This window comes from Chitinophaga sancti (assembly GCF_034087045.1).
In the GTDB taxonomy this organism is placed as follows: Bacteria; Bacteroidota; Bacteroidia; order Chitinophagales; family Chitinophagaceae; genus Chitinophaga; species Chitinophaga sancti_B.
The window spans coordinates 4,087,342-4,100,208 of sequence record NZ_CP139247.1; the positions used below are offsets into that span (position 1 = coordinate 4,087,342).

6 protein-coding genes are annotated in these 12,867 nt (G+C 44.8%); 1 reads left to right on the plus strand and 5 read right to left on the minus strand.

Annotation, left to right across the window (positions count from 1 at the left end; all coding sequences use genetic code 11):
• Nucleotides 1–117: 117 nt before the first annotated feature.
• The 4 genes from SIO70_RS16790 to SIO70_RS16805 all read right to left on the minus strand — a co-directional run bounded on the left by SIO70_RS16790 (nucleotide 118) and on the right by SIO70_RS16805 (nucleotide 6,990).
• Entirely contained in the window at nucleotides 118–711 is a 594-nt protein-coding gene (locus tag SIO70_RS16790; RefSeq protein WP_320582010.1) for a hypothetical protein, read from the minus strand.
• Nucleotides 712–796: 85 nt separating this feature from the next.
• On the minus strand, nucleotides 797–2,197 hold the full coding sequence (locus SIO70_RS16795; RefSeq protein WP_320582011.1) for a hypothetical protein: 1,401 nt from the start codon (nucleotides 2,195–2,197) through the stop codon (nucleotides 797–799).
• 59 nt (nucleotides 2,198–2,256) lie between these two features.
• Nucleotides 2,257–2,841 carry a YceI family protein gene (locus tag SIO70_RS16800; protein ID WP_320582012.1) on the minus strand — a complete coding sequence of 195 codons (585 nt, stop codon included), beginning with the start codon at nucleotides 2,839–2,841 and terminating at the stop codon, nucleotides 2,257–2,259.
• 135 nt (nucleotides 2,842–2,976) lie between these two features.
• Complete coding sequence (locus tag SIO70_RS16805; protein ID WP_320582013.1) at nucleotides 2,977–6,990, minus strand: two-component regulator propeller domain-containing protein; 4,014 nt, start codon at nucleotides 6,988–6,990, stop codon at nucleotides 2,977–2,979.
• 491 nt (nucleotides 6,991–7,481) lie between these two features.
• Here SIO70_RS16805 and SIO70_RS16810 point away from each other — a divergent pair, with 491 nt between their 5' ends.
• Nucleotides 7,482–9,971, plus strand: coding sequence for a glycoside hydrolase family 95 protein (locus tag SIO70_RS16810; RefSeq protein WP_320582014.1), 2,490 nt, complete (start codon nucleotides 7,482–7,484; stop codon nucleotides 9,969–9,971).
• Between the two features lie 195 nt (nucleotides 9,972–10,166).
• On the opposite strand, the gene SIO70_RS16815 is transcribed toward SIO70_RS16810, so the two are convergent.
• Entirely contained in the window at nucleotides 10,167–12,461 is a 2,295-nt protein-coding gene (locus SIO70_RS16815) for an ABC transporter permease (protein WP_320582015.1), read from the minus strand.
• Between the last annotated feature and the right edge of the window lie 406 nt (nucleotides 12,462–12,867).

Genomic DNA, 12,867 nt, shown 5'->3' on the forward strand with positions numbered 1-12,867 from the left:
GACAAATGTAGCCTACTGCTACCAGACTCAGGGTAGGCGAATGTTTTCAATTAGGGGTCAAAATGTTAACTAACAAGAAAATTTAAGGGGGCTGTTTTGATAACCTTGTATTGATTATCAATCAATTACTTTAAAATTGAATTGGAAGGTCACCACCAGGTCGTCTTTGGCACGGATCATGCCGCCAAACTTCCGGGGGGGTACCAGGCCGAAGTCGGAGAAGTGGATATTTTTGGAACCGGTCATATGGATCATTTTCTGATCGTCGGTATTAGTGGTCAGGTAGAGGTGCATTTCTTTGGTCACCCCGGCCAGTTCGATCGCAACATTTCCGCACAATTGTTCTGAGTTGCCATTGAGAGCAGGGTATTTCTGAAGGGATAAGAGGGCAATTCGGAGGGCAGGGTGTTGACTGGCTTTGAGGGTTTCCCGCAGGTCATGGGTCATCATCTTGTCCAGGCAGTCGAAGTCAAATACGGCCATTTCGAGTTTACCACTTAGGCGTACTACTTCGGAACCGTTGTTCTGGTAGCAAACGAGGGTATCCCGGTTTGGGTAGTTTTTGATTTCGCAACTGAATTTGTTCACGTTAGTACTGCCGCTTACCCGAACGAGGATGTTGTTGAGTACCACCCATTTTACTCCACGGGGCACTGGCGTTTTAAAAGCCAGCAGGCAGAAAATTGTCAGTATGAAGGTAAGTGTGCGCATTGTTACAAGGAGGAAAGAAGTAAAAAAGGCCCTCCTTTTTGGGGAGGGCCTTTTTCAAATTGATACACTATCAGACATTGAAAGATTAGAACCCAACCACTGCTTCAATCACGTATCCATTGAACTTACCACCAGAGCGATAATCTGCTGTAGGGAAGTCTTTGTATTTCTGTACCACATATTCACCTTTCATCAGAATATTGTTTGTTATGAACCAGCCGGCAGCTACAGCAACACGATTTATTTTCACATCCTGGGTGTAGGTGATTGCACCTGCACCGGTACCAGCTGTGCTGTTTGCAGGGCGTGCAGTCACTTCGTTATATCTTACACCCAGGAAAACATTTTCTTTAGGGAAGAAACGGTAAACTGCATCAACTGCATATTGGCTTGCATCTCTTGTTTTTGCTTCGGAAGCAGAACGACCACTTGCTTTTTCGTAAGTACCAAATACTTCGAGGCCGCTATATTTTGCAAATACGTTGAACATACCTGCGTTGATCTTCTTGGTAAAACCAGGATTGAAACGACCAGAGAATGCGAGTGGAGTACCTGCACCGCTAGAGTTGCTTGGGTTAGAAGAAGCTTCTTCCATCACGTATTGGTAGTTAGAACCGGAACGGTCGCCACCATACAGTGTGTTGCTACCGCTACTCTGGTTGCCATAGTAGCTCAGGCTTGCACGCAAACGGAATTTCTCAGCCAGTTTCTTGTCAAAGCCTACTTTAGCTAACAGGGATGGAGACTTGTGCAGTTTGCCATCAGCATTGTTTTTGTTGTACAGGGAGTCTACGTTACCTTTGATCATACCGTTGGTTACACCCACCATACCGAACAGACCATTGTGTTTCAGGTAAACTTCAGCACCAATTTCAGTAGCAAAAGCATCCATGATATTACTTTCCATGAACGGATTATAGAGGGTCTGGCCACCATCGCTTCTACGGTAGTGAGCATCACCATAGTCTACTTCCATGTGACCCACTTTGATGGTTGCATATTTCATGATGCCATCAAGCACTTCGTTTCTGAAAGGAAGTCTGTCGATCTGGATATATCCACCTTTTACCCATGTTTCATTGTGGTGTTTGGAAGACAGGTATAAAGTTAAGTTCATGGTGATACCAGGAGCCAGCGGTACATCGAAGTACAGGTTAGCCTGTGCTGTCTGGAACCCTGCGGTGATATCTTTCAGTTTGTTACCAGCTACAGATCCTGTAGAGCTGGAATAAGAACCTACTGTATTGTTTAGTGCAGTTGGATTTTCGTGTTTCAGATTTTGGAACTGCATGGTAAAACCAGCACCGATTCTAGGTTTGATACCGTTGAAGTAGGTGGAAGTATCCTTTGCTCCTTCAAAAACGTTGATACCAGTTTTATCGTATGGTCTCCAGTTTGGAATGTTCCGGTCCTGCGCTATTAAGGTAATTGGGAAGAAGCCGACGCAAAACAACACTATATGTTGCAGACGCATTTTTGTTTTCATGGCAATCGATTTAAAATTATATGTAGTGGTTAGTGGTTTTATATTTGATGAAGTGTAACTTATTGGTGAAGTGTAAACTCGTAGCTGATAGTTACAGCGTTACCGGTTTTCATGGCACCCATCATGAAGGATGGAGGATCCACCTGGAAGTCAGTCATATTGATAACTTTGCTTCCTTTGATAACGACTGATTTACCACCGGCTGCTACTGTGCTTTTCGCAGTCAGTTCTACTGCTTTGGTTACACCAGCGATGGTCAGTTGACCTTGTGCTTTGATGGAACCATCTGCAGCTACAGTTGAAGTGGTAATTTTGAAAGTGATGTTTGGATTCTTTTTAGTTTTTAATGCTTTATATGCATTGCTATCCATGCCACTGTGTTCACTTTTCAGCGTTTCTGCACCAACAGTGTAGCTGAGTGCAGTAATACCGGTCAGCTGGCCGGCAGGGCTGAAGGTAAGGTCAGCTGTACAGGTTCCGGAAGTAGCTTTCATTTCCCAGTCGTGAAGGGTAGATGTACCGTTTACTTTGAGACTAATGCCGCTTACTACCAGTGTTTTATTCTGTGCAAATGCTGCCGCTATGATAAGTTGAACGAACAGTAATGTGGCGATTCCTTTTCTGATGATTGCTGAGTGATACATGGTAAATTGGATTTAAAGCGTTAGACGGATATCGTTCCGTTCTGAGTGCAAGGTGGTGATAAGTAGGTTGGCGGGAAATGATGGACATCATTCCGGTGCCTGATTGGAGTTGGGGTATGCCTGACAGTGGTTATCTTAATCGTTGCGCCCCTTGTAGGCAGAGGGCAAAACACCATACTCGAGCTTAAAATAGCGGGAAAAATATTTGGGGTTGTTAAAGCCGACTTCATAGGCTATTTCGGCGATGGTTAACTGGCTTTTTTCGAGCAATTGGGCTGCCCGCTTGAGTCTTATGGATCTGATAAATTCAATCGGGGGCTTACCTGTTAAGGTGAGTATTTTTTTGTAAACAGAGACCCTGCTCATGAAAAGTTCACGGCTCAGCTCTTCTACAGAGAAGTCCGGGTTGGAAATATTCTTCTCTACTATATGTAATGCCTGCTGAATAAACTGTTCGTCCTGTGAGGAGATGGCAATCTCCTCCGGATGCGCTTCTATGTGCTGTTGGAAGGTCTTTTTGAGGGATTGTTGCTGGTGAATGATATTCCTTATGCGTGACAACAGCATTTCGAAGTTGAATGGCTTGGTAATGTACTCAGACGCGCCATTGTCAAGGGCTTCCAACTGGTCTTCCTCCGCTGCACGGGCTGTGAGCAGAATAACAGGCAGGTGTGCCGTACGGGGCTGTTGCCGGATCTTACGGCAGAGCTCCAAACCATCCATTTCGGGCATACTTACATCGCTGACCACGATCGAAGGCAGGGTATTTTGTAAAATATTCCAGCCAGCCAGGCCGTTGGGCGCATCGATAATGTGAAAGTACTGACCAAGATTATCTTTGAGATAAAAACGAAAATCTTCGCTGTCTTCGATCAGGAGAATAACGGGCTTTTTGCCTGTATAGGTAGGTGTGGCGTCAGGTATTTGCGGCTCCATAATAGAGGTGTGTTGCGCAGCCCCTTTGGTAGCTGTCTGAATACCATTCACCGGCAGCAAGACCGTGAAGGCACTACCCATGCCGGGAGCGCTGTCTACACTGATACTGCCACCATGGAGTTTTACAAATTCTTTGGTGATGCTTAAGCCAATGCCACTGCCCTGGTTTACGAGTGAACCGGGTATGTCATGTTGGAAAAAGCGTTCGAAAATACGGTCTTGTTGATCGGGAGGGATACCAATACCGGTATCTTTTACTATGATGGCCAGCAAGCTGTTTTGTTGCAGTTGTAAGTCAATGGAAATATTGCCCTGGTCAGGGGTGAATTTAAATGCATTGCTGAGTAAATTGAACAGGATCTTTTCAATCTTGTCAGGGTCATAGAGCATGGTAAGTGCTGGCACATTGCTCTGGAAGTCGAGATGAATTTGTTTCTTTTCGGACAGGTCCGAGAAAGAGGTGGTGAGTTCTTTGATGAACGCAATGATATCACCTTCTGTAGCGTATAATTTGATTTCCTGTACTTCCATTTTACGGAAGTCGAGGAGTTGATTGACTAAGTTGAGTAAGCGGCGTGCATTGCGCTGTACAAGCACGAGTTGTTGCTGTACATTGCCTTCGATATCTTTTTTCAGTAGTCTTTCTAAAGGCGTAATGATTAAGCTTAGCGGCGTGCGGAATTCATGACTGATATTCGTGAAGAAACGGATCTTCAGCGAATCTAATTCATGCATGCGCCTTGCTTCCTGTCTTTCCTGTGCGATGCGTGCACGGAATCTTTCTCTTTCAAGAATAACACGCCTGCCGATGATTAAAGCGCCTATGATGAGCAGGGCATAAATGATGAATGCCAGCGGTGTTCGCCAGAATGGTGGTAAGATGGTGATGCGTAATTCCAGGGGTTGTGGTGTCCATATACCATCGTTGTTAGAGGCTTTTACTTTGAAGATATATTCACCGGGATCGAGGTTCGTGTAAGTGGCCGTGCGTGCGCCTGCATCACTGGTGAGCCATTCGTGGTTAAAGCCTTCCAGCATATAGGAATACTGGTTCTTTTCAGGATGAAAGAAATTCAATGCAGCGAAGCTGACAGAAAATTCGTTTTCCTTATATTTTAGAGTGATATGTTTTGTTTGATTGATGGTTTCAGATAAGATTGTTCTGCCATTCAGCGACTCTCCGGGAGCCATACTTTTGTTAAAGACCTGGAAGTCTGTAAGCACGACTGGTGGAATGTTTGAGTTGACAGCAATATTGTGTGGATAAAATAAATTGAAGCCGTTGCCACCACCAAAAAGGAGTTCTCCATTGCGTGTTTTGAGCGCTGCGTTTTCGTTGAATTCTCTACCTTGTAATCCGTCTGACTGATCGTAATTTTTAAACTGTTGTTGCGCGCGCATATTGGATAAACCATTGGCGGTGCTCATCCAGAGCGTGTGGTTATTATCTTCTAAAATGTTTAATACAGTATTGTCGGGAAGACCATCTTCTCTTCTGAAAATTTTAAATTGCTTAGTGTCGGGGTTGAAAAGGTTTAATCCTTCTCTTGTACCGATCCATATTTGCCCCTGACTGTCTTCAAACAGGCAGAGAACGTTTTTATGACTGAGGCTGCCGGGTTGTTTAGGATCGGCATCATAGTGGGTGAAATGTCCCTTTTGATCCATCACATCTACGCCTTCAGCGGTGCCTATCCAGAGGTTTCCTTTTTTATCCTGGAGAAATGCGGAGATGTAGGGTGAGTGTAATTTATTGTTATAGTGAATAAATTTGTTGTTTGCGAGCTGGTTTAATCCTCCACCTAAAGTCCCGATCCAGAGTCTTTGCTGATTGTCTTCAAATATTTCCCAGATGCTGTTATCGCTCAGACTGCTGGTATCATTGGCATCATGACGGTAGTGAATGAAACGTTTTCCGTCAAAGCAATCCAGACCACCAAAGTAAGAGCCTATCCATAGTTTTTGCTGGTGATCGATCCAGAGACTGACGATCACGTTGCCACTGGGTGAATTAGGATTGGATGGATTATGGAGGTATTGTTTATAGGTGTTTCTATTTCTGTCAAAGTAGATGAGGCCACCGCCGTTGGTACCGATCCAGATATTGCCGTTGGCGTCTTCTGCGAAGCGGTTTACGTCGTCGTAGGGGAGACTGTTTAATGAAAAGGCCTGGTGCTGGTAGAGGGGGAATTTTACCATGTTTTCATGGTAATAACAGAGGCCTTTTTTGTAGGTACCAATCCAGATGATACCGGCGTTATCCTTATAGAGGGTGGTAATACTATTTTGACTAAGGCTTTTAGGATCTTCACTATTGTTCGTGAGGTAGTGGAAGGTTTGTTGTTTTTTATCGATAATGTTGAGGCCACCATGGTCGGTGCCGACCCATATTAATCCCTGGTTGTCCTGTACAACACCGCGAACGATATTGTTATTCAGACCATTATTCTGATCGTAGTGGGTGAATGTTTTTGAGCGTTGGTTAAAGCAGTAAATACCCTGTACATCGTTGTTGCTGAACAGCCAGCAGTCGCCGTCTTTGTCTGCCATGAGCTGGTAAGGACTGGTAGTGGAGGTAGGGAGTTGATTTCTGGAAACGATTTGTTGGGTATGTGGATCCATTTTTTCCAGCAGGCCATTGGTATGGATAATCCAGCAAAAGCCGGATGGAGCTTGTGCCATATCCGATATTTGAGTGCCCGGGAGGAGATGGAGTGTTTTTTTGTTGGAAGGAGAGTAGCGGTAGAGGCCATCTTTGGGTGTGACGAACCAGAAGTTGCCATCGAGGTCTTTGAGAATATTATTGATGCTGTCTACAGGTACGCCAAATCTGCTGAGGGCCGGGCGCGGATCGCGCTGAAAGTTTCCCATTTGCGGATTGAATACGTTTTGTCCGTTTCTATGAGATATCCAGAGAAGGCCTTCGGGGCCTTCCATGATGCTGGTGATGAAGTTGTCGGCGATGGTGGTGGTATCTCTGATATCTTGTCTGAAGATCTGGAAGTTGTAACCATCGTATCTGTTGAGGCCGGACATGGTGCCGAACCACATGAAGCCCTGGCTGTCTTTATAGATGCAATTGACCTGGTTGGCGGAGAGGCCCTGGGTGATGTCGATACGGGTGAATTGGTATTGGGACTGTGGTGTTTGTGCCCAAAGTAACGTAAATGGTAATAGTAGCAGGATGAATAAAAACGATTTGTGGATGGTCACACTAAGAAATTTTCATAAACGTGGGTGTAATATAATTAAATGTCGGGAATACAATTTAATTTCTGTCAGGAGGTTTTTGTGCAACAGAACAGGCAACAAGCTTTGTCACTATCAATCCCGCCTTTCTGGCGTCAGCCGGAGAAAAGCACTCTTCCTTGCTGCTGCAGGCCATTCCATCACCTATATAAAAAGAGAAAGGTCGAAAGAATTCGACCTTTGTGCTAAAATTCCACGTTATGGTACTCAGGTCCATAAAATCTTCCAGCGTTTGCTATATGTAATAAGGTAATTATCTCCATCGTGAAACAACCATCCTCTCTTCTTGTTCACTTCCCCTTGGGTGGCTGTTTTTAATTATACAACAAATGTAACGAGGGCTAAAATGATTACCAAAGGTTTAGCAAACTTTTTTGTGCAATCGTTTGCGACATGTTTCTTTCCATTACATTTACCTTGCTTTTAGATCAATATAGTTTTATTTTACACCCTTTATGAAACAAAACAAAATTGGACTGCTATCCGTGCTCCTTTTATCTGCCGGAACAGTCAGGTCTCAACAGCATGCCGATCCATTAAAGCTCTGGTACAACACTCCTGCCAGGGAGTGGACCCAGGCCCTACCTCTCGGCAATGGACGCCTTGGCGCAATGGTATTTGGAAAAGTCAGCGACGAGCTGATTCAACTCAATGAAGCCACCCTCTGGTCGGGTGGTCCGGTAAAAGACAACGTCAATCCGGATGCACCTCAATACCTCCCGCAGGTAAGAGCGGCCCTCTTTAACGAAAACTACCACCAGGCCGATAGCCTGCTCCGAAAGATGCAGGGCGTCTACTCGCAGTCATTCCTCCCCATGGGAGATCTGCACCTTCGCCAGCAGATCGATGCTAATTCCGTAAAGGATTACTATCGCGACCTGGACCTGAACAACGCTCAGTCGAACACCCGCTTTACCAGCAACGGCGTACAATATACCCGTGAAATGTTCATCTCTGCAGCAGATCAGGTAATCGTTTACCATCTGAAAGCCAGTAAGAAAGGACAGCTGAACTTTACGCTCAGCGCCAGCAGTCAGCTGCATTATCAGAACGTTGTAAACGGCAAAGACCTGGTCCTCAAAGGCAAAGCACCTTCTCAGGTTGATCCCAGTTATATCAATTATAATAAAGAACCTATTATATATGAACAACCCGGCAGTTGCAACGGTATGCGCTTCGAAGTCAGACTGAGAGCCATCAGTGTCGATGGTACAATTAAAACAGATACAGCCGGCATCACTGTCAAAAACGCAACAGATGTCACAGTAATCGTTTCCGGTGCAACCAGTTTCAATGGCTATGACAAATGTCCTGACAAAGATGGTCTGAATGAAGATAAGATCGCTTCCGAACAATTGGCAAAGGCCGCCGCCCGTACCCTGAGCGACTTACGTACCCGTCATATAAAGGATTACACCAGGTTTTTCAACAGGGTACACTTTACAATCGCTGGTAGTGAAGCCGTGGCAGCACTGCCAACGGAGGAACGTTTGCGCCGCTATAGTGAAGGAGGGGAAGACCCTTCTCTGGAAACATTATATTTCCAGTACGGTCGCTATCTACTCATCTCAAGTTCCCGCACCAAAGGGGCTCCTGCCAATCTGCAGGGCATCTGGAACAAAGAACTACGTGCCCCCTGGAGCTCCAACTACACCATTAATATCAATACAGAAATGAACTACTGGCCGGCAGAAGAGTGTAACCTGATGGAAATGCAGCAACCGCTGTATGACCTGCTCATGGAACTCGCCGTGACCGGTAGACGTACTGCACAGAACTTCTATCATTTGAATGGCTGGGTAGCGCACCATAATACAGATATTTGGGCGATCTCCAATCCTGTGGGCGATATTGGCAAAGGTGATCCTAACTGGGCCAACTGGATGATGGGGGGAAACTGGCTCTGTCAGTTCCTCTGGCAGCACTATGAATTTAGTGGCAGCAAAACCTTCCTGAAAGATACCGCTTACCCTGTAATGCACGCAGCAGCACAATTCAGTTTGGGCTGGCTGGTTCCGGACAAACAAGGTCGTCTGGTGACCGCACCGGCTACTTCACCGGAAAATATCTTTATTACTGAAAAGGGAGAACATGGCGCCGTATCTATGGCTACCACAATGGACCTTTCCATAATTCATGATCTATTCACGAATGTGATCGCTGCTGCAGATGTTTTAGGTAAAGATGCCACTTTTGCAGATTCTTTGAAACAGGCATTAGCAAAACTATACCCATTGCAGATTGGTAAAAAAGGCAATTTGCAGGAATGGTACAAGGACTGGGAGGATGAAGACCCTCAGCATCGTCATATTTCTCATTTATTTGGCCTTTTTCCGGGCAATCAGATCTCTCCCATTACAACACCTGAGCTGGCAGCTGCGGCCAAAAAAAGCCTTGAAATTCGTGGCGATGGAGGTACCGGCTGGAGTAAGGCATGGAAGATCAATACGTGGGCAAGACTGCTGGATGGTAACCATGCACACAAACTCCTGAAAGAATTAATACACCTCACGGGTGATGGAGGTGTAGATATGCATAATGCCGGTGGTACTTATGCAAATCTCTTCTGTGCGCATCCGCCATTCCAGATCGATGGTAACTTTGGTGGTACCTCTGGCATCGCGCAAATGCTGCTGCAAAGTCAGACGGGTACGCTCCACTTATTACCTGCACTTCCTGATGTCTGGAATACAGGGGAGATTAGTGGTTTATTGGCACAAGGTGGTTACACTGTAGATATGAAATGGAAAAGTGGTCAGCTTACCAGTGTTACAATTCACGCCACTAAAGATGGAACCTGTATGCTGCGTGTACCGCAACGTATTAAAGCTGGTGGAAATGCACAGTTAGCTGCTGTAAAATCAAAGGATGCAGATCATGGTTTTGTGTATGCGTTGCAAACAAAGGCAGGTCAGTCTTATACATTATATAGGGTACAACGCTAACGAAGATTCTTCGACGGCGCTTCGATCGTTCTTCGACACTTCTTCGACGCTTCTTCGATGTTTCTTCGACGGCACCCGGGAAAAATCGCTTTTACCAAAGGTGAAAGCGATTTTTTCATTTATGAAAATCGAACTCAATTCTATTTTCCCCGATTACGTAAACACCCCTCCTGCATTTCAACACCCCACCATACACTACTCGGCACTCAATGCCTTCACGGGATTTGAAAACGCGGCTTTCAAAGATTGAAAACTGATCGTACAGACAGTAATAAGCAAAGTAGCTACTGCCGCCAGCACAAACATGCCGGGCTGCAGTTGAATGCGATAAGCAAACCCCTGCAACCACTTTTCCATCATCCATGCAGCCAGTGGAAACGCAATCACAATGGCGATCATCACCAGTTGTAAAAAATCGCCGGATAGCAATAACGCCAGTTGCTTCACAGAAGCGCCCAATACCTTCCTGATATAGATCTCTTTCTTTCTTTTCTCAGCAGTAAATGCAACCAGTCCAAATAATCCTAAACAGGAAATCAATATCGCCAATCCTGCAAAATAGCGGGAAAGACTACCAATCACCTGCTCTGATTTATATTGCGCCTGTACGGCATCATCCAGGAATTTGTAATTGAAAGTATATCCTGGATTGAACTGCTTATAATAAGCAGCAATGCGATCAATCGTTTGTACATCGTGTACACGCACCATGGTGATGACGGAATATTCCGGCCACAGTCTGAAAATATAGGGTTGAATGGCATCGTGCAATGAATTGAAATGGAAGTCCTTCACAACCCCAATAATCTGTACCGGTACATTCTCCGTATAAATCGTCTTCCCAATTGGATCCTTGAGGTCCATGGCTTTTACCGCTGTTTCATTCAGCACCACACCTTGGTTGTCAGTACTGAAATCCCTGCTGAAAGAACGGCCTTTCAGGAGGGTCATGCCCAGGGTTTCTGGCAGGTCGTAGTTGACAAGCATCTGAGTGAACCGGATCTGTTGATCTTTGTTTTTGCCATCCCACTCTATATGCGAATCAGGGATACCTGCTGGCATAATGATATTGCGCATCATACTGGAAGCATTCACCACCCCCGGTATTTGCCTGATGCCGGTTATCAATGCATCTTTACGCTCCATAGCAGGACCATCGGCCTGGAAATAAATAACATTTTCTCTATTAAAACCAAGGCTTTTGTGTTGAATAAATTTTATCTGCTGATAGATGACCAATACTGCAATGATAAACACGACGGATATTACAAACTGAAAGATCACCAATCCTTTTCTGGCCCATGCATTGCCGGAAGTCTGTAAAAATTTCCCTTTCAAAGTGACGACAGGATGAAAACCAGTGAGATAAAATGCAGGATAACTCCCTGCTAAAAGGCCTGTGATCAGGGGAATCGCCACCACCACATAGTCGATTTTTAAAGACAGTTGTTTCCCGGTAATCGCATTAAAAGCAGGCATTAGAAGCATCACAATACCAATCGCCAGCAGCAATGCCATAAAACTAAGCAGCAAAGACTCTCCGAGAAACTGCCTGATCAGTCTTGCCCTGGAAGCACCGATGGCTTTCCTGATACCCACTTCTTTCATCCTGCCTGCGGCATTGGCCGTGCTCAGGTTCATGAAATTGATACACGCGATGATTATAATGAAAATACCAATCAGGCAAAACATACGTACATAAGCCATTCTGCTGCCTTCCTGTAAATATCTGTCTGTAAATTTGCGGAGTGAGAGTTCTATTTTAAACGGCCATTTACCCATCGCCGCCTGTACATCAGCGCCCTGTTTCAATAAAACATATGTTTCGAATGGACCTTTTCCGTTTCCCAGATCACCAGATACAGGTATCTGGTCTACCCAAGCACCAAAGTTTAAAACAAAATCCATCCGGATAGTGCTATTCGCAGGCATGTCATTATACACCCCGGAGATGATAGCCGGGTGCGTAAAATCAAATAGTTTCCAGGTCAGTGTTTTACCAACTACATTTTCAGTAGAATGGAATAACCGCAATGCCAGTGATTTTGAAATTACCACTGAATGCTTATCAGCAAGCACGGTATTTTTATTTCCTTCTAATAAATCAAAAGAGAAAACAGAGAAGAAATTTTTCGATACAAAATTTCCAGTAGCGCTGAGTGTATTATTTCCAACACTGAGACTAAAAGGCTCAAACCATATTTGTGGTGCCATGGTCACGGATTGCTCTACACCGGGAATAGTACGTGTCAGTTCCTGACCTAATCCCCCTGAAGTGCCACTACTGGTATTCTTCAGGTTTCCCTGCTGTTGTGTGACCATCACCTGGTAGATACGGTCACCGTTTGCATGGAAGCGATCCGTTTGTAATTCATCTTGTACCCATAACCATATTAGCAAAGCACAGGCTAGCCCCGTAGAGAGACCAATAAGATTGAGTAGTGTTGATTGCCGGTCGTGCATCAGCCGGCGCAGGTTCATTTTAAACATAGTTTATTCAGTTTGCAGGCTCTTTACCGGGTTGGTCAGTGCTGCCTTTATACTTTGATAACTGATAGTCGTGAATGTAATCAATTAGGTCGCTATACCTGCTATGCAATACACATCCGTACCTACTTGAATACGATAGGCAAAGGTCTGTAACCATTAGAACACCACCAGCCTGCCACAGGTTGAGTTTTGAAAATAGGCGGTCTTTGCGAAGATTGCGCCAGGCTATAGTAAAGATACCTTTGAACATATGAGCGTTTTAGCAATCAAGCTTGCAGCACGAAACAAATGCCATAATTTTAGAAAGGTCTTATCAGTAATATACATATTTTAAAATATGTAAACTGTCCGTTTTCAGTACAGGATGCGTTCCGAAAGCGAACAGGGTAATATTTAATGGTATTGA